Genomic DNA, 17,806 nt, shown 5'->3' on the forward strand with positions numbered 1-17,806 from the left:
TTGTAAAAATGAGCCTTCCGAGGCCACTGCAAGGCAGGGGCTGCAGCGCAGCCCCACGCACTCACAAGGTCAAGCCGGCTGGGGCGCCCTCAGAATATTCTGCAGCAACTGAACACTTTCGACCGCATCGTGACCCAGGCTGGTCAGGTAGCCACCGTCGGGTTGATCGGTCAGGCCTTTTTCGTGCAGCCGCTGCGCGGCGGCGATGAGGGTCGGGGATGCGGTGTTGTGAATCTTGATGCCTTCCTGGCTGCTGTCGAGGTTGAACAGTGCGAGGACTTCCAGTTCAGCGATCAGTTCGGGTGAAAAGGACATGGCGACTCCTGACTTCCAGACGAGGATAGCGGCACCGCGGGGGTGCCTGAATCTGGAGTGTAGCCGTGTTATTCGTCCTCGCCTTGATCCATCTCAGGAGGCAGTTCAGGCAGCGCGCGCAGGGCGTTTTCATACCACTGGCTATCGAAGGCTCGATCCTGCGCCAGCATGTTGTCGATCTCGAAGGCCAATACGTGGGCCATCAGGTTGAGGATATCCTCGCGCTCATACCCGACCAGTGTCAGCTTGTTGAACGTAGCCTTCGCCGCAGCCGGCTCGCCGCTTTCGATCTGGTTTTCGATGGCCTGCGTCAGCGTGGCTTCGGCAAACGCTTCATCGTCATTGTCGATATCGCTGGGCTCGCTCATGGGGTTACTCCTGTGGTGGGCGCTACAGTTTGCCACGTCCGTGGTGGCAATGCCTGGTCATCGACCGGGTGCATGACGCTGGTCAGCCGACGGCGAACGGGCTATAACAGCCCTGCCATCCCCATACGGCCCGGAGGCTGTCGAACCATGCTCAAGCTCCACGGATTCCCTGTCAGCAACTACTACAACATGGTCAAGTTGGCCTTGTTGGAAAAGGGCGTGCCTTTCGAAGAAGTCCTGTTCTTCAGCGGTCAGACGCCTCAGGTGCTGGAAGTCAGCCCACGGGGCAAGGTGCCGGTACTGCAGACCGAGCACGGCTTTCTCAGCGAAACCACGGTGATCCTCGACTACATCGAGCAGACCCAAGGCGGCAAGGCGCTGCTTCCCGCTGACCCGTACGCGCAGGCGAAAGTGCGTGAACTGGTCAAGGAGATCGAGCTGTACATCGAGCTTCCTGCTCGCACCTGCTATGCCGAAGCATTCTTCGGTATGCCCGTGGAACCATTGGTCAAGGAAAAGGCACGCACCGAGCTTCTGGCAGGTTTCGCCACGCTCAAGCGCAACGGGCGTTTCGCGCCTTACGTGGTAGGCGAGCAATTGACCCTGGCCGACCTGATGTTCTGCTTCTCGGTCGACCTGGCATGCGCCGTAGGCAAGAAAGTGCTCAACATCGACTTCCTTGAAGATTTCCCTCAGGCCAAGGCACTGCTCGAGCAGATGGGGCAGAACCCCCACATGGCAAAAATCGTGGCAGACAAGGAAGCGGCAATGCCGTCATTCCTTGAAATGATGCGCAACAAGCGCTGAAACAGCGGGCGAGTCCGGCCAGATGGGGGCTTGTTTCAAAGCCCCCTTCAACCTCAGTATTTTGCCCATGCGACGAGGGAGGGTTAGCTCTCAACCCGTCACTCAGCGCCGTTAGCGCGCAGCCAGCAACGCCTTGCCGCGAGCCACCGCTGCGCGTACCTGTGCCGGTGCCGTACCACCGATGTGATCACGGGCATTTACCGAGCCTTCCAGCGTAAGAACGGCGAATACGTCCTGTTCGATCTGGTCACTGAACTGACGCAGCTCTTCCAGGCTCATCTCTGCCAGGTCCTTGCCGCTATCGACCCCGTACTTCACCGCGTGGCCCACGATTTCGTGGCAGTCACGGAACGGCAGGCCACGGCGCACCAGGTAGTCGGCCAGGTCCGTTGCGGTCGAGAACCCGCGCAAGGCGGCCTCGCGCATGATGGCATGCTTGGGTTTGATGGCCGGGATCATGTCGGCGAAGGCACGCAGCGAATCGCGCAGCGTATCTGCGGCATCGAACAGCGGTTCCTTGTCTTCCTGGTTGTCCTTGTTGTAGGCCAGCGGCTGGCCTTTCATCAGGGTCAGCAGTCCGGTCAGCGCACCGAAGACGCGCCCGCTCTTGCCACGCACCAGCTCGGGCACGTCCGGGTTCTTTTTCTGCGGCATGATCGAGCTGCCGGTGCAGAATCGATCGGGCAGGTCGATGAACTGGAACTGGGCACTGGTCCACAGCACCAGTTCTTCGGAGAAGCGCGAAAGGTGCATCATCGCTACACTGGCGGCGGCGCAGAATTCAATGGCGAAGTCACGGTCTGACACGCCGTCCAGGGAGTTGCCTGCCACGGCTTCGAAGCCCAGCAGCTTGCAGGTCAGCTCACGGTCGATCGGGTAGGTGGTGCCGGCCAGCGCAGCGCTGCCCAATGGCATGCGGTTGGTGCGCTTGCGGCAGTCGACCAGGCGTTCATGATCGCGGCTGAGCATTTCGAACCAGGCCAGCAGGTGGTGGCCGAAGGTGACGGGCTGGGCCGTCTGCAGGTGTGTGAAGCCAGGCATGATGGTTTCGGCTTCGCGTTCGGCCTGTTCCAGCAGCCCTTTTTGCAGGCGGGTGATTTCGGCCAGAATCAGGTCGATTTCGTCGCGCAGCCACAGGCGAATGTCGGTTGCGACCTGGTCGTTGCGGCTACGGCCGGTGTGCAATTTCTTGCCGGTGATACCAATGCGGTCGGTCAGACGCGCTTCGATGTTCATGTGCACGTCTTCCAGGTCGACGCGCCAGTCGAAGGCACCAGCCTCGATTTCGCCCTGGATGGTCTTGAGCCCATCGATGATGGTGTCACGCTCGGCATCGCTGAGCACACCGACTTGCGCCAGCATGGTGGCATGAGCGATGGAGCCCATGATGTCGTGGCGGTACAGGCGCTTGTCGAAATCGACCGAGGCCGTGAAACGGGCGACGAAGGCGTCTACGGGTTCACTGAAGCGGCCGCCCCAGGACTGATTGGTCTTGTCAGTGCTCATGGTTTCACTCATTGCAGGCGTGAACGAAAAATTGCCGCGATGATAACAGGGTTGGGCCCAGTGCCGCAGGGCGCCTGCAGAGTGTGAGGGTGGAAAAGGCGTAGCGCGATGTAGGCCACGGAGATTTCACCGATTGAACGGCAGTGTTCCATGGACCGTCTACAGTTTGACAGAGGCGGGCAGCTAATCTGCCAGCCACAGTGAATCTTTGGCTATCGCACCGGTCTAGAGCGTGACACGCAGCGTCGCTTCACACAGCTGTCTACGCTTTTAACCGTGCGAGACTCACTCAGGAATCCAGCGCAATTATGAATGTCCTGATCGTTGATGACGAACCCCAAGGCCGCGAGCGCCTAAGCCGAATGTTCGGTGAACTCGAGGGTTATACCGTGCTGGAGCCAAGTGCCACCAATGGTGAAGAGGCCCTTGCGCTGATCGAAAGCTTGAAACCCGACATTGTCCTGTTGGATATCGGCATGCCTGGCCTCGATGGTCTGCAGGTCGCCGCCCGACTGTGCGAGCGTGAGGCGCCACCTGCGCTCGTGTTCTGTACCGGTGATGACGAGTACGGGGAAGATGCCTTCAAGGAAACCCCCCTCAGCTACGTGACCAAGCCTGTGCACGGGCAGGCGCTTCGTGAGGCACTGCGCAAGGCCGACCGGCCAAACCGCAGTCAGCTGGCCGCGCTCACTCGTCCAGGCCACGAGGGCGGTGGTCCCCGCAGCCACATCAGTGCCAGAACCCGCAAGGGCATCGAGCTGATCCCTATCGCTCAGATCATCTACTTCATCGCCGATCACAAGTACGTGACCCTGCGCCATGAAACGGGCGAAGTGCTGCTCGACGAGCCGCTCAAGGCACTCGAGGATGAATTTGGCGACCGTTTTGTGCGTATCCACCGCAATGCGCTGGTTGCGCGGGAGCGGATCGAACGCCTGCAACGTACACCTCTGGGGCATTTCCAACTGTACCTTCGAGGGCTCGACGGCGATGCCCTGACCGTGAGCCGGCGTCATGTAGCTGGCGTGCGCAAGATGATGCAGACCCTTTGAGCGCTTGACGCCGTGGACGTGCCAGCGCTCATGGCAGTCGCACAGGGGCGCACCGCCGGGCCTGTCATCGGCAGCTTTGGCCCAGGCTGTTGATCCGTATCTGCTAGTGCCGCCGATGATGCTGCTATCATCGGCGGCATTTCTCTGGTTCGGGGCGTTACATGTCCACTCGCGAAATCCGTATTGCCACTCGTAAAAGTGCCCTGGCCTTGTGGCAGGCCGAATACGTCAAGGCGCGCCTGGAACAGGCCCACCCTGGCCTGAAAGTTTCCCTGGTGCCCATGGTCAGCCGGGGCGACAAGCTGCTCGATGCGCCTTTGGCCAAGATCGGCGGCAAAGGGCTGTTCGTCAAGGAACTGGAAACCGCTCTGCTCGAGCACGAAGCCGACATCGCCGTGCACTCGATGAAAGACGTCCCCATGGACTTTCCCGAGGGCCTTGGCCTGTATTGCATCTGCGAGCGTGAAGACCCGCGCGATGCGTTCGTTTCCAACCGGTTCGACAGCCTTCAGTCGTTGCCTGCCGGCAGCACCGTCGGAACTTCCAGCCTGCGTCGACAGACCCAACTGCTGGCCCGCCGTCCCGACCTGCAAATCCGCTTTCTGCGCGGCAACGTCAATACACGCCTGGCCAAGCTCGACGCGGGTGACTACGACGCCATCATCCTGGCGGCAGCCGGGCTCATCCGGTTGGGCTTCGAAGCGCGAATCACCGATAGCATCAGCGTCGACGACAGCCTTCCTGCCGGGGGGCAAGGCGCCGTTGGCATCGAATGTCGCAGCGCCGACGTAGAGATCCACGCGCTCCTCGCGCCTTTGCATCATCTCGATACGGCCGATCGTGTGGTAGCCGAACGCGCCTTGAACAAACGCCTGAACGGCGGTTGTCAGGTGCCGATCGCCTGTTATGCAGTGCTTGAACAAGACCAGCTGTGGCTTCGGGGCCTGGTAGGGCATCCAGATGGCGGTACGCTGTTGGTCGCCCAGGCTCGGGCGCCTCGCCTGCAAGCTGAAGCACTCGGTGTGCAGGTGGCCGAAGATCTGCTCAATCAGGGTGCTGAGGCCATTCTCAAGGAAGTCTACGGCGAGGCAGGGCATTCGTGAGCCCTTGGCGCCTGCTGTTGACCCGACCCGCCGAGGAGTGTGCAGCGCTTGCCCACATACTGGGCCAAGCTGGCATAGCCAGCAGCTGCATGCCTTTGCTTGCGATCGAACCTGTCATGCTGCAGCCGCCGCAATTGGCGTTGCTCAAGGGACTGTCTACTTACCAAGGGTTCATCGTGGTCAGTAAACCGGCTGCCAGGTTATTGCTCGCGGCAGCGGCGCAGCGGCAACTGCCCGTACCGATGCAGGGTTGGTTCACGGTAGGCGCGGCTACGGCTGCGGTGCTGCAGGATGCACAGCTTGATGTCAGCTTCCCCGCATGCGGGGACGACAGTGAAGCCTTGCTCGAATTGCCTGCGCTCCAACAGGTTCTGGCGAACGCAGGGCCGCGCATCTTGATCGTGCGGGGTGTCGGAGGTCGCGAACTGCTGGCAGAGCGTCTTGCTCAGCGAGGTGCTACCGTCGATTATCTGGAACTGTATCGCCGCGACCTGCCGTCGTACCCTGCGGGCTACCTGTTGCATCGCATTGAAGCGGAACGCCTTAATGGCCTGGTGGTCAGCAGTGGACAGGGTTTTGAACACTTGCAGCAACAGGCTGGTAGCCAATGGCCGCAGCTGGCACGCTTGCCGGTGTTCGTACCAAGCCCGCGGGTCGCTGAACAGGCCCGGGCCGCAGGTGCCCAACACGTTGTGGATTGCCGTGGCGCCAGCGCTGCGGCCTTGCTGGCAGCCGTGCAGCGCAGCGCTGCACCTGCCGACCCAGGCGCCAAGCTCTAGGCGGCGCGCCCCCATGCAAAGGATGGATACGTGAGCGAGACTGTCTTGTCCAACAAGGATCAAACGTCGGCCCAGGCGCCGACGGAGCCTGTCACCCCAGTGCCCGCCAAGCGCTCCGGCAATGGCTTAGCCGCGCTGGCCCTGTTGTTGGGCGCTGCCGGCATCGCTGTAGGCGGCTGGGGCGCCTGGCAAGTGCACCAACTGCAAGGCAGCGAGTTCGACCAGGGCCAGCACCTGGAGGCGCTGAACCAGCGAGCCGAGGCGCTTCAGCAGCGTGAGCAGAAAATCAGCGCACAGTTGGCCGGTCTGCCGGCAGCCAGTGAGCTTGAAGACCGTCGTCGTCTGGTCGCGCAGCTCCAAGGCGATCAGCAACGTCTGAGTCAGCGGCTTGAGACCGTACTGGGTGAAAGCCGCAAGGAATGGCGCCTGGCCGAAGCCGAGCACTTGTTGCGCCTGGCGACCTTGAGGCTGTCGGCTTTGCAGGACATCACCAGTGCCAAGGCGCTGGTCGAAGGGGCCGACGAGATTTTGCGCGAGCAAAGCGACCCTGGCGCCTTCGCCGCGCGCGAGCAACTGGCCCGCAGCCTCGCCACGCTCAACAATACCCAGCAGCCTGACCGCACCGGTCTGTTCCTGAAGTTGGCGGCCCAGCGTGAGCTCGTCCAGCAACTGAGCGCCCAGTCCCCCGAATTCGACAATGACGCCAATGCCATGGGTGCGCTGACCAGTGACGGCGATGGCGCCAGTCGCCTGTCCAAATGGTGGTCGGAAATATCCAAGTATTTCCAGATTGAATTCAATGCAGACGAGAATGTGAAGCCACTGCTCGCGGGGCAGCAGCTCAATCAGCTGCGCCTGGCGTTGAGTCTTACGCTGGAACAGGCGCAATGGGCAGCGCTCAACGGCGATGCGAAGGTCTATGCCCAGGCATTGGATGATGCACGCAGCGTGCTGCTGGCCAACTTCAACGCCGACAATCCGCAGAGCAAAGCCATGCTCGACAGCCTGAACGCACTGGCCGAGCAACCCGTTTCGGTGGTTACCCCTGACCTCAGTGAAAGCCTTGCCTCCGTTCAGGCCTATATCCAGCGCCGGCATCTGCCTGGCGAGGACAAGGGAGACAAGCCATGAAGCGTGTCTACCTGTTGGCGGTACTGGCCATTGTGGTGGCGGCGGCCCTCGGCGTGGCCGTGGCCAAGCACAGCGGCTACGTGATGATTTCCTATGGCAGCTTCCGTTATCAGTCGGGGCTTTGGGCCGCGCTGTTGGGGCTGCTGGCCGTCATCCTGGTGCTGTTGGTGCTGCGTTTTCTGGTCGGCCTGCTCCTGGCGTCCGGCGGGGCGATCAACCCTTGGTCCCGGCGCAACCGTAGCCGGCGCAACCGCGTTGCCATCGAACAGGGCCAACTGGATCTGGCAGAAGGGCGTTGGGCCAGTGCCCAGCGTCATCTGCACAGGGCTGCAGAGGCCGAACGCCAACCGCTGATGTATTACCTTGGCGCCGCCAAGGCCGCCAACGAGCAGGGCCGTGTCGAGGAAAGCGACGGTCTGCTGGAGCGTGCGCTGGAGCGGCAACCTCAGGCAGAGCTTGCGGTGGCCTTGACCCATGCCCAACTGCAAATGGACCGTGGCGACAACGACGGGGCGCTGGAGACGTTGCTGGCCATGCAGGAGCGCCATCCACAGAACACTCAGGTACTGCGTTTGTTGCAACGCTTGCAGCTTGAGCGCGGCGACTGGTCTGCGCTCATTCGCCTGATGCCGGACCTGCGCAAGAACAAGGTATTGCCCGCCACCGAGCTCGCCACGCTCGAACGTCGTGCCTGGGGGCAAAACCTGAGCCTGGCACAGACCCGGGGTGAAGATGCGCAAACGGCCCGCCAAGCCCTGGAGCGTGCCTGGCAGCAATTGACCTCCGCCCAGCGTCAGGAGCCGCAACTGGTCCTGGCCTATGCCGAGCAACTGCGCCAGCTCGGCGCTCAGGGCGAGGCCGAGCAGGTATTGCGCACGGCGCTCAAGCGCAACTACGAAAGCCACCTTGCTCGGCTGTACGGTCTGGTGCGCGGTGAAGACCCTGCCCAGCAGCTGCAGACCGCCGAAGCTTGGCTCAAGGACCATCCTCAGGATGCCAGCCTGCTGCTGACGCTGGGTCGGCTCAGCTTGCAGAATCGGCTGTGGGGCAAGGCCCGTGACTATCTGGAAAGCAGCTTGCGCATGGAGCGCAACCCCGAGGCCTGCGCTGAGCTGGCACGTCTGCTCGCAGGCCTTGGCGAAACGGAGCGCAGCAACCAACTCTTCCAGGAAGGGCTTGGTTTGCTCGATGAGCGACTGCTGGCGCTGCCGTTGCCGGAGACGGTTCGCGCTTGACCTGACCTTGGCCCGCGCAAAGCCGCGGGCTTCAAGGGGAGGTAATCTTTCGGCTCGGGCCAGAGAAATCCTGACGTATTTTCTTAAGGCGCGTCTTACACAGCAGTTGGATATTTCTCAGGTAACGCTGGGAATTGTCTCGACTGTTGTGCCTTGAAACAAAGGATGTGATTCCTCTACCGTTTCAAGCCACGACTACCGATACCGGGACCCTCACTGCCCATGCTGCCGGCCCGCCTGCGTACTTTCTTCTTCCCAACCTGCCTGGTGGCATTCACTGCCCTGGTCACTGCATTCAAGCTGCAAGATGCGCTCGGGCTTTTGCCGTGCCTACTGTGTGTGACACAACGGGCGCTGCTGGCAGGGTATGTACTGGTGTGTCTAAGCGCAGTGCTGCATGGGCCGGCACTCGAAGGCCAACGCCGCTATGCCCAGCTAGCGCTTGGCTTTGCACTGGGTGGCGCTGCAGTAGCCGCAAGGCATGTCTGGCTGCAGGGGGTTGCGGCCGATGACCTGGTCTGCCCCGTCGCCATCCACCACAACGCTGGGCAGTACTGGAACGAGCTTGCCCGGCAACTATTTTCCGGTGCCCCTGATTGCAATGCGCTGACCTGGAGCTTCATGGACTTGACGTTACCCGAATGGAGCCTGATGGCCTTTGTGCTCCTGGCTGCGTTTGCGCTCGGTCATCTACTTGCAGGTCGCCTGCATGCCCTGCTCACCCATGACCTCAAACAACGCTGAGCCGCAGCACGACCAATGGCGGTAAGACGGCGTATTAAACACTTGTACGAAGTTATTACCCTGCGTACCTTGAAGGGCAGCTTGCGTGGGAATAATCTCCGAGCACGCCTACCGAAAATCCAAGGTTTGATGCTGTTCTGCTAATTCAATCTCGTGCCTTAGCAGCGCTACGCGAGGAGCAGCGGCATCTACCCACAGGGGAAGAGATCGCCATGCTCGATAGTTGTCAGAATGCACAGGAACGCTGGGGCGGGGTCAACGCGCTGATCGACCGTTGGCTGAGCGAGCGCGAGCAACTGGTTCATGCCTATCGTTCGTTGCGTGATGCCAAACCGGCCTTTGCAGACAAAGACACCAACGGCGACTTCTGTGCGCTGCTGGTGGACTATGTCTCGGCGTGGCATTTCGAAATCTGTGAACAACTGGTCAGCGAGGCCAAGGCATTTGGAGACACCCGAGCCCTTGATCTTGCAGGCGAGATCAGCCCACGCATTGATGACATTACCCAGATTGCACTGGCGTTCAACGATCACTGCGTCAAGGCTGAATGCAGGGACACCGAACGCTTCGCCGAGAAGCTTGGCAAGCTTGGCAGCTTGTTGCATGAGCGCTTCGAGCTTGAAGACTGCCTGATCGAAGTGCTGCACAACGCGCACAAGGAAGAAGGCCTGGCGCCCGTCTGAGGGTCATTCAGTCCTTGGTTTGCAACAATTGGATTTCAAAAACCAGCGGCGTGTAGGGTGCAATCAGATCACCCGCGCCGTCGGCGCCGTAGGCCAGTGCAGACGGAATCACCAGTCGCCATTTTGCACCCGCATGCATTTGCGGCAGCGCCATCTGCCAGCCCTCGATAACCGAGTCGAGGCTGAACCACTGCGGCTCACGGCTTTGGTCGAACACTTCTCCACTGGGCAACCGTCCCACGTAATTGACCAGCACCTTGGCGCCCGCCTTGGGCTGCGGTCCATTGCCTGCTTGTAGCTCGCTGTACAGCACACCTTGCATCAACTCATGAACGCCAGCACGGGCCCGCTCATTGGCCATGAAACGTATCTCTGCGGCTTCAGGCGCCTGGGGCGCAGCGTCTTGCTGCGGTTGGTGCTGTTCGAGCAGCGCCTGCATGCGGGCCTGGCTCAACTTCAAGGGCTGTTCCTGGTAAGACTGGCGCAAGCCTTCGACGAGCGCATCGAGCTGTAGCCCTGGCATTTCCTGTCGCAGCCGTTCACCCAGACTGGCACCCAGGCTGTAGGCAAGGTCCTGATCATCGGTGTCGGCCACGGCCAACATCGGCAGTAGGCAAAAACCTAGAACAATGGATCGAAGCATGACCAATTCCTACGGCGGTGGGGGGCGAAGTATGCCAGTGTTCACGACGGTACGGGCTCGCGGCGTGCCGGACCACACGGTGCATTGAGCAGCAGCAGGTCAGCGCTGGCGAAGCGTAGTTAATTGCCGTGCTTGCGGTGCGAGATGTGCTCAGACGTTGATATGCAACAGTGTATGGATATTGCGGTCAAGATGCCCTAGCGGCCTGCGCAGCGGAAGCATAGTATGAGTCGCACTCTCATCAGTCAGGAGGTAAGTCATGTCGGCCAAGAAAAAGCCAGTCAGCACGCCGTTACACCTGCTTCAGCAACTTTCGGGTAGCTTGCTTGAACATTTGGAAGAGGCCTGCTCGCAAGCGCTGGCTGATGCAGAGAAGCTGTTGGCCAAGTTGGAAAAGCAGCGCGGCAAGGCCCAGGAAAAACTGCATGACGGTCGCTTGAAGTTGCAAGACGCAGCAACGGCGGGCAAAGCCAAGTCGCAGAACAAGGCCAAAAAGGCCGTTGCCGAGCTCGAAGAGCTGCTCGACTCGCTCAAGGACCGCCAGACCCAGACCCGCGGCTACATCCAGCAGCTAAAGCGCGATGCTCAGGACAGTCTGAAACTGGCCCAGGGCGTCGGCAAGGTGCGTGAAGCCGCTACCAAGGCCCTCGACCAACGTGCAGCCCAGGCTGCCGCCCCAGCTGCTACCAAGCCTGCTACCAAGACCACAGCCGCCAAATCGCCTACCCCAGCCACTGGCAAGGCCAAACCGGCTGCGCGCACCGCAGCTACCAAGCCTGCAGCCAAGGCCGCTGACGCAAAATCCGTGGCAGCCAAACCTGCTGCCAGATCGGCCTCGAAGCCTACCGCAACCAAGGCTGCCACAAAGCCGGGCGCAGCCAAGTCCCCTGCGAAAGCGACAGCGGCCAAGGCTTCAGCGGCTGAATCTTCTGCATCCAGCACCCAGGCTGCCAAGGCGACGTCAGCCAAGCCTGCAGCCAAGGCAGCGAGTGCAAAAGCCGCAAGCAAGCCCGCACCTGCGAAACCCTCTACCCGTGGCACCGCCACCCGAACGGCCACTCGCACTGCCAGCAGTCGATCCACAAGTGCCAAGCCGGCGACGGCTGCCGACGACAAAGCCCCAGCGTCCGGCAACTCGGTGAACCCTGCCACACCTGTATCCGACGTAGGAGCTGCTCAGTCGTCGTCCACCGACGCCTGATGCGCCAGCGCCGCCGCGCGCAACTGCTCAAGTGCGCGGTGATCTCGCAGCTGGCTCGGTGCAAGCCAAGCCAGCCAGTCGCCAGTATGTCCCGGTCTGCCGGCGGGCCACTGTGCTGCACAGGCTTGCAAGCGTTCCAACAGCGCTTTTTCAGCTGAAAGCTCCAGTCTTTTGAGTTGCTCTCGCAGCTCAGCCAACGGTGGGTCGCCTTTCGCTGATTCTCGCCATTGTTCGCGCAGGCTTCGCAAGGGTGAGACCACATCCCGTTGCCAGGGCCCTGCACAGCCCTGCAAGGCCTCGACGCGCTGTTGCTGCACCTCGATTGACCTGGCCTGCAGCCAGGTGGCGCACAATAGCAGGCACACGTCGCCCCCTTGCCGTTGCAGGTCGAGGCAAGCCGCTTCCACACCGGGCCTGGCGTACAGGCTCAAGGCGTGATCCCACAAGTCGCATTGCATGGTTCCACTCGCGCTATGGGCCGAGGAAGCTGGTAGACTCCGCGACCATCATGATCAGACTATCCAACCTCACTTTACAGCGTGGTCCGCAGCGCTTGCTAGATGGCGCCGAGATGACCCTGCACACCGGTCACAAGGCCGGCCTCATCGGTGCCAACGGTGCCGGCAAATCCAGCTTGTTCGCTTTGCTGCGCGGTGAGTTGTCGCCCGATGGCGGTGATTGCCACCTGCCGGCAGACTGGCGGATCGCGCACATGCGCCAGGAGGTCGATACCCTCGACCGGGTGGCCGTGGACTATGTGCTCGACGGCGATGTGCGATTGCGCAGGGTGCAGGCTGCGTTGGCAGAGGCCGAGCAGGCCCATGACGGTACGGCACTGGCCCGGCTGCACAGTGAGTTGGACAGTGCGGACGGTTATACCGCCGATGCGCGAGCGCGCAAGCTGCTGGCGGGGCTAGGCTTTACCAACGAGCAGATGGACCGCCGCGTCGGCGACTTCTCCGGTGGATGGCGGATGCGCCTGAACCTGGCCCAGGCATTGATGTGCCCCTCCGATCTGTTATTGCTCGACGAACCGACCAACCACTTGGACCTGGACGCCATCCTCTGGCTGGAAGACTGGCTCAAGGGCTACCCGGGCACGCTGTTGCTGATCTCCCACGACAGGGATTTTCTCGATGCCGTGGTCGATCACGTGCTGCATGTCGAACAGCGCAAGCTGAACCTGTACAAGGGCGGCTACAGTGCATTCGAACGCACCCGTGCCGAACGCCTGGCCCAACAGCAGCAAGCATACGAGAAGCAGCAGGCGCAGCGTGCGCACATGGAAAAATACATTGCGCGCTTCAAGGCCCAGGCCACCAAGGCGCGTCAGGCACAGAGCCGCATAAAGGCCCTGGAGCGCATGGAGGAGCTGTCGGCCGCTCACGTGGATTCGCCGTTCGATTTCGTGTTCCGCGAGTCGCAGAAAATCTCCAGCCCCCTGTTGAGCCTGTCCGAAGGGCGGTTGGGTTACGGCGACAAGGCCATTCTCGAGAAGGTCAAGCTGCAGCTGGTGCCGGGTGCACGCATCGGCCTGCTAGGCCCCAACGGCGCCGGCAAGTCCACCTTGATCAAGAACCTTGCCGGTGAGCTTGAGCCATTGTCCGGGCGCCTGGTGCGGGGTGAAAACCTCGCCGTCGGCTATTTTGCCCAGCATCAGCTCGACTCGTTGGACGACAAGGCCAGCCCCTTGCTGCACCTGCAGCGCATTGCCCCAACCGAGCGCGAGCAGACGCTGCGCGACTTCCTCGGTGGTTTCGATTTTCATGGCGATCGCGTAGACGAGCCGGTCGTGAACTTCTCGGGTGGCGAAAAGGCACGGCTTGCGCTGTCGCTTATCGCCTGGGAGCGGCCAAACCTGCTGCTGCTCGACGAACCCACCAACCACCTGGACCTGGAAATGCGCCTGGCCCTGACCATGGCATTGCAGGAGTTTGCAGGTGCAGTGGTGGTGGTGTCCCACGACCGGCATCTGCTCAAAAGCACAACCGATGACTTCTTGCTGGTCGCCGACGGTAAGGTCGAGCCCTTCGACGGGGACCTCGATGACTATAGCCGCTGGCTCGTGGAATATCGCCAGCGCAACGCGCCGGTCAGTAGCGCGGTAACCAACCCCGACAAGACCGACAAGAAGGCCATGCGCCAGGCTGCGGCAGCATTGCGCCAACAACTGGCGCCGCACAAGAAGACCGCTGACAAGCTTGAAGCTGAACTCAACCAGGTGCATGCGCAGTTGGCCGAGATCGAGACTGCGTTGGGTGATGGTGGTCTTTACGAAGCCGCCCGCAAGGACGAGCTGCGTGAATTGCTGGCCCGGCAAACCGCGCTCAAGCAGCGTGAAGGCGACCTCGAAGACGCTTGGATGCAGGCACTGGAAACGCTCGAAACCATGCAGGCCGAACTCGAAGCGCTCAGCTGACGCGCTTTTTGCGAGCGCTGCTACCGACCCTTCGCAAGCAGCGCTGCAAAATCGCTGAAATTGCGCTGGTCATTTTTTCATCGGCACCTTAGCTTAATGCTTTGAAACATGTGCATGAGCGAGGTGTGGGATGTCGATGGAAGTGTGGTTGGGCTTTTTTGCCGCCTGCTGGGTTATCAGCCTGTCTCCGGGTGCGGGCGCTATCGCCTCGATGTCTAGTGGGCTGCAATATGGGTTCTGGCGCGGCTACTGGAATGCGCTGGGCTTGCAGATCGGCCTGGTGATGCAGATCGCCATCATTGCGGCAGGCGTCGGGGCCATCCTGGCTGCTTCGGCCACCGCATTCCATGTGATCAAATGGTTCGGCGTCGCCTACCTGGTGTACCTGGCCTATAAGCAATGGCGCGCCCTGCCCATGGACATGAGCGATGAATCCGGTATACGACCCATCGGCAAACCGCTGAGCCTGGTGTTCCGGGGTTTTCTTGTGAACGTCAGCAACCCCAAGGCCCTGGTGTTCATGCTGGCGGTGCTGCCGCAGTTCATCAATCCTCATGCGCCTTTGTTACCACAGTACATCGCCATCGCCGCTACCATGGTTGCCGTCGATCTGCTGGTGATGGCGGGTTATACGGGGCTTGCAGCACGCGTGCTTAGGGTGCTGCGCACACCCAAGCAGCAAAAGCGCCTCAACCGTACCTTTGCCGGGCTGTTCATCGGTGCGGCCACGTTCCTGGCCACCTTGCGCCGCGCGCCGCTGTAAATCCAGGGCAGAGGTGGCTGCGCCTTCTGGCTCAGAGCTTTCTGCTCAAGGCATTACGGTGATTTATCGAGTCTTCTGCTGTGGCGCGCTGTCTATTCCCAGGCAGGATGATTGCGGTCGTCCTGCCTAGGGCGCTGATGCCCACCCTTGAGCGCGAGCTCTCAAACAGGACTGGCGCTTACACCAAAAGCGCATGCCGGCACTGCGGAGGAATCATGGACAAACCGACTCACCACTTTTCCGAATTGTTCAAGCAGCTTGGACTGGACGACGACCCGGTCGAGATCGAGCGCTTCATCACCACCCATTCGCCACTCGATGATGATGTGAAATTGGTCGATGCACCGTTCTGGAGTGAGGGCCAGCGTGCCTTTCTCAAGGAAAGCTACGCCGCCGATGCCGACTGGGTTCCCATGGCCGACCAGTTGAACGAAGCGCTGCATCCGGCCAAGAAATAAGTTACCTGCAGCGTGAAGCGTGAGGGGCCGTGAGCCGTTCCGGTCAACGCGTCGATACTGCCATTCAAGGTATAGACAGTTCCGGAGCCGGCTGACGGCCAGTCTTACCTGTAGCGCATGCAGGTGGCCGAGCCCTGAAATGCCTCACTCGCCGCGGATGTACTGCTCGAGCTGCAAGATCAACCCTGCCTGCTCCGCAATGGTCTCCTTGACCAGGTCGCCAATCGACAACAGCCCCAACAGCTCACCGTTGCTCACCACCGGTAGATGGCGCAAATGTCGATTGGTCATCAGGTTCATGCAGTATTCAAGGTTGTGCTTCGGCTCCACGGTGACCACCGGTGCGCTCATGATGTCGCGCACCGGCGTGGCGGCCGACGAGCGTCCCTTGAGCACCAGCTTGCGCGCATAATCGCGCTCACTGACGATACCTACCACCTCGTTGCCTTCAACGACAGGCAACGCGCCGATGTTCATCTCGGCCAACAGTCTGAGGGCGTCGAGCACTGAGTCGTCCGGACCGATGGTGTACACGGTCTGGTGTTCGGACTTGCTCTTGAGGATTTGTTCGACGTTTTTCATGGTGGCCTCTGCGGGTGGAGGAAAACACTGGCGACGGTCTTGCAAGCATCGACCACCCGGCGCCGTCCGGCAATGCAGGAAACGGCATCGAGGTGATTGAAAAACGTCATGAGCATGCAGGGGCGTTTGCCTCAACCCCCTCGGGTGATCAGTCGTCGGTGACAATCCTCTGGGCTCAACTGCTGGCCTGTACGGGATCGAACGGTGATCGTCTCAAGGGGCTGGTCTGTCATGTTGTCCAGCATGATCGAGTGGCATTCACCTGAACCGTACAAAAAACGCTCTCCCCACTGGCGCATGCTGATGACGATGGGGAAGGCGGCCCGGCCCATTTCGGTCAGCACATACTCCTTGTAAGCACTCCCATCGGAAGCAGGCCGGACCTCGAACACGCCCAATTCGACCATTGCCTTGAGCTTTACGGTGAGGATGTTCTTGGCGACACCAAGGCGCTTCTGAAAATCACTGAACCGCCGTACGTCGTCGAACGCTTCGCGGATGATCATCAATACCCATCGGTCCCCAATCGCTTCTAGGGTGCGCGCCACTGGGCATTCACTGCGCGCTAACTGTTCCTGTTTGGCCATGTTTGTCCATGAGCAGATGATGAAAAGCGCTAACCATATGAGAAAACGTTCATGGTCAGTAGTTGCATTTAAAAACCTGATTTGTTAAAAATCGCTACAAGTGGTTTCCTTTGAAACCTATTCCAAGGATGGAAGTGCATGCCGTACAGGCCAGATAGCCCGGTCAAGCGGGCGGCGACAGCCGAAGCGTCTGCCAACCGTGACGACACGGCGCGCTGCGACACACCGCGTAGTACCACACTCAGCCCTTCCCAAACCTTCCTCTTTGCCATTACCTGCGCTATGGCCGTGGCGAATGTGTACTTCGCCCAGCCGCTGCTCGAGTCCATGGCCAGCAGTTTGGCGGTGCCTGCCAGCACCATCGGGATCGTCGTCACGGCCACCCAGGCAGGTTATGCGGTCGGTTTGCTGTTCATTGTGCCGCTGGGCGACTTGGTCAACCGGAAGAAGCTCATTCTCTGCCAAATGCTCCTCAGCGCCTTGGCCCTCTGCGCCGTAGGGCTGGCGCAGGCCTGGGTCGTGCTGCTCGGTGCCATGGTCCTGGTGGGGTTGATGGCCGTACTGGTGCAGGTGGTGGTGGCCTACGCTGCGGCACTGGCAAGCCCCGAGCAACGTGGCCAGACCGTGGGGACTGTGACCAGCGGCGTGGTCCTGGGGATTCTGCTTGCACGTTTCGTGTCTGGCGCGATGGCCGATCTGGCCGGGTGGCGCAGCGTGTATTTCGTGTCGGCCGCGCTGATGGCGGGGATGGCCTTCGTGTTGTGGCGCACGCTGCCCGCCTCTCCCCGCGCTGCGGTCAGCGGCGGCTACTTTGCCCTGCTGCGTTCGGTGCTGCAGCTGTTTCTGCGCGAACGTACCCTGCGCGTGCGCGGAGTCTTTGCGTTGCTCATCTTCGCAGCCTTCAGCGTGCTCTGGACATCCATGGTCCTGCCGCTCAGTGAACCAGATCTTGCGCTTTCGCATACCCAAATCGGGCTCTTTGGCCTTGCCGGGGTAGCAGGGGCTCTCGCAGCGGCGAGGGCCGGGCGACTGGCAGACCGTGGCCTGGCCAATCGCACCACAGGCATTGCGCTGGTCTTGCTGACCCTTTCCTGGCTTCCGACGGCGTTCGTCCATAGCTCGCTGCTGGCAATGGTCCTGGGCGTGGTGATGCTCGACTTCGCCGTGCAGGCCGTGCACGTCACCAACCAAAGCCTGATCTTCGCTGCACGACCGGATGCGCAAAGCAGGCTCGTTGGCGCCTACATGTGCTTCTACTCGCTGGGCAGCGGGCTCGGCGCCATCGCGGCGACCTACACCTATGCCCAGGCGGGTTGGGTAGCCGTGTGCATGCTGGGCGCATCAATCAGTGCCGTCGCCTTGATCTACTGGCTGTGGTTGAACTTCAACGACCGATAAGTACTTGCGATTCAACAGCTGCGCTCATTGTT

At 61.0% G+C, this 17,806-nt stretch carries 20 protein-coding genes; 13 read left to right on the top strand and 7 right to left on the bottom strand.

Annotated features, from left to right (window positions below):
- Positions 1-69 precede the first annotated feature (69 nt).
- A complete protein-coding gene (locus tag B2Y33_RS20690) occupies positions 70-315 on the bottom strand; it encodes a TIGR02647 family protein (RefSeq protein ID WP_023535777.1) in 246 nt (81 codons plus the stop codon).
- A gap of 68 nt (positions 316-383) precedes the next feature.
- A complete protein-coding gene (locus B2Y33_RS20695) occupies positions 384-683 on the bottom strand; it encodes a hypothetical protein (protein WP_206405246.1) in 300 nt (99 codons plus the stop codon).
- A 147-nt stretch (positions 684-830) separates the two neighbouring features.
- On the opposite strand from B2Y33_RS20695, the gene B2Y33_RS20700 reads away from it, so the two are divergent.
- Positions 831-1,490: a glutathione S-transferase gene (locus B2Y33_RS20700; RefSeq protein WP_206405245.1), complete on the top strand. Its 660-nt coding sequence runs from the start codon at positions 831-833 to the stop codon at positions 1,488-1,490.
- 111 nt (positions 1,491-1,601) lie between these two features.
- Here B2Y33_RS20700 and argH read toward each other — a convergent pair whose 3' ends face one another.
- Entirely contained in the window at positions 1,602-2,996 is a 1,395-nt protein-coding gene (gene argH / locus B2Y33_RS20705; RefSeq protein WP_027914172.1) for an argininosuccinate lyase, read from the bottom strand.
- A 308-nt stretch (positions 2,997-3,304) separates the two neighbouring features.
- Here argH and B2Y33_RS20710 point away from each other — a divergent pair, with 308 nt between their 5' ends.
- The 7 genes from B2Y33_RS20710 (at position 3,305) to B2Y33_RS20740 (ending at position 9,723) form a co-directional block, all read left to right on the top strand.
- Positions 3,305-4,048: a LytR/AlgR family response regulator transcription factor gene (locus B2Y33_RS20710; protein ID WP_027914171.1), complete on the top strand. Its 744-nt coding sequence runs from the start codon at positions 3,305-3,307 to the stop codon at positions 4,046-4,048.
- 161 nt (positions 4,049-4,209) lie between these two features.
- A complete protein-coding gene (gene hemC, locus B2Y33_RS20715; protein ID WP_206405244.1) occupies positions 4,210-5,151 on the top strand; it encodes a hydroxymethylbilane synthase in 942 nt (313 codons plus the stop codon).
- Positions 5,148-5,930, top strand: a complete 783-nt coding sequence (locus tag B2Y33_RS20720) for a uroporphyrinogen-III synthase (RefSeq protein ID WP_206406224.1) — start codon at positions 5,148-5,150, stop codon at positions 5,928-5,930. Before hemC ends, B2Y33_RS20720 begins: the two co-directional genes overlap by 4 nt.
- 30 nt (positions 5,931-5,960) lie before the next feature.
- The gene (locus tag B2Y33_RS20725) at positions 5,961-7,061 is read left to right on the top strand and encodes a uroporphyrinogen-III C-methyltransferase (protein ID WP_059183471.1); all 1,101 of its coding nucleotides are present in this window, start codon (positions 5,961-5,963) and stop codon (positions 7,059-7,061) included.
- Complete coding sequence (locus B2Y33_RS20730) at positions 7,058-8,296, top strand: heme biosynthesis HemY N-terminal domain-containing protein (RefSeq protein ID WP_206405243.1); 1,239 nt, start codon at positions 7,058-7,060, stop codon at positions 8,294-8,296. Before B2Y33_RS20725 ends, B2Y33_RS20730 begins: the two co-directional genes overlap by 4 nt.
- 222 nt (positions 8,297-8,518) lie before the next feature.
- Complete coding sequence (locus B2Y33_RS20735) at positions 8,519-9,040, top strand: disulfide bond formation protein B (RefSeq protein WP_059183469.1); 522 nt, start codon at positions 8,519-8,521, stop codon at positions 9,038-9,040.
- Positions 9,041-9,252: 212 nt separating this feature from the next.
- On the top strand, positions 9,253-9,723 hold the full coding sequence (locus B2Y33_RS20740) for an Rsd/AlgQ family anti-sigma factor (protein ID WP_023535822.1): 471 nt from the start codon (positions 9,253-9,255) through the stop codon (positions 9,721-9,723).
- A 7-nt stretch (positions 9,724-9,730) separates the two neighbouring features.
- On the opposite strand, the gene B2Y33_RS20745 is transcribed toward B2Y33_RS20740, so the two are convergent.
- The gene (locus B2Y33_RS20745; protein WP_027914165.1) at positions 9,731-10,366 is read right to left on the bottom strand and encodes an FKBP-type peptidyl-prolyl cis-trans isomerase; all 636 of its coding nucleotides are present in this window, start codon (positions 10,364-10,366) and stop codon (positions 9,731-9,733) included.
- A 259-nt stretch (positions 10,367-10,625) separates the two neighbouring features.
- Between B2Y33_RS20745 and B2Y33_RS20750 the strand changes: the two genes are divergently transcribed.
- Positions 10,626-11,567 (top strand): AlgP family protein, encoded by a 942-nt coding sequence (locus B2Y33_RS20750; protein ID WP_027914164.1) that lies wholly within the window; start codon positions 10,626-10,628, stop codon positions 11,565-11,567.
- Here B2Y33_RS20750 and B2Y33_RS20755 read toward each other — a convergent pair.
- Entirely contained in the window at positions 11,543-12,025 is a 483-nt protein-coding gene (locus tag B2Y33_RS20755) for a TIGR02444 family protein (protein WP_027914163.1), read from the bottom strand. The genes B2Y33_RS20750 and B2Y33_RS20755 overlap by 25 nt on opposite strands.
- Before the next feature lie 50 nt (positions 12,026-12,075).
- On the opposite strand from B2Y33_RS20755, the gene B2Y33_RS20760 reads away from it, so the two are divergent.
- From B2Y33_RS20760 to B2Y33_RS20770, 3 genes are all read left to right on the top strand, one after another.
- On the top strand, positions 12,076-13,986 hold the full coding sequence (locus B2Y33_RS20760; protein ID WP_028688200.1) for an ATP-binding cassette domain-containing protein: 1,911 nt from the start codon (positions 12,076-12,078) through the stop codon (positions 13,984-13,986).
- A gap of 130 nt (positions 13,987-14,116) precedes the next feature.
- Positions 14,117-14,749, top strand: coding sequence for a LysE family transporter (locus B2Y33_RS20765; protein WP_027914161.1), 633 nt, complete (start codon positions 14,117-14,119; stop codon positions 14,747-14,749).
- A 215-nt stretch (positions 14,750-14,964) separates the two neighbouring features.
- Positions 14,965-15,207 (top strand): DUF2789 domain-containing protein, encoded by a 243-nt coding sequence (locus B2Y33_RS20770; protein WP_027914160.1) that lies wholly within the window; start codon positions 14,965-14,967, stop codon positions 15,205-15,207.
- A 144-nt stretch (positions 15,208-15,351) separates the two neighbouring features.
- Here the strand turns inward: B2Y33_RS20770 and B2Y33_RS20775 are convergent, their stop codons facing one another.
- Both B2Y33_RS20775 and B2Y33_RS20780 read right to left on the bottom strand, forming a co-directional pair.
- Positions 15,352-15,789 carry a CBS domain-containing protein gene (locus B2Y33_RS20775; RefSeq protein WP_023535729.1) on the bottom strand — a complete coding sequence of 146 codons (438 nt, stop codon included), beginning with the start codon at positions 15,787-15,789 and terminating at the stop codon, positions 15,352-15,354.
- A gap of 131 nt (positions 15,790-15,920) precedes the next feature.
- Positions 15,921-16,376 carry a winged helix-turn-helix transcriptional regulator gene (locus B2Y33_RS20780; RefSeq protein ID WP_027914158.1) on the bottom strand — a complete coding sequence of 152 codons (456 nt, stop codon included), beginning with the start codon at positions 16,374-16,376 and terminating at the stop codon, positions 15,921-15,923.
- Between the two features lie 138 nt (positions 16,377-16,514).
- Here B2Y33_RS20780 and B2Y33_RS20785 point away from each other — a divergent pair, with 138 nt between their 5' ends.
- Positions 16,515-17,774: an MFS transporter gene (locus B2Y33_RS20785; RefSeq protein WP_028688199.1), complete on the top strand. Its 1,260-nt coding sequence runs from the start codon at positions 16,515-16,517 to the stop codon at positions 17,772-17,774.
- The last annotated feature ends 32 nt before the right edge of the window (positions 17,775-17,806 follow it).

The organism is Pseudomonas sp. UBA5666, assembly GCF_002420785.1.
Lineage (GTDB): Bacteria > Pseudomonadota > Gammaproteobacteria > Pseudomonadales > Pseudomonadaceae > Aquipseudomonas > Aquipseudomonas fulva.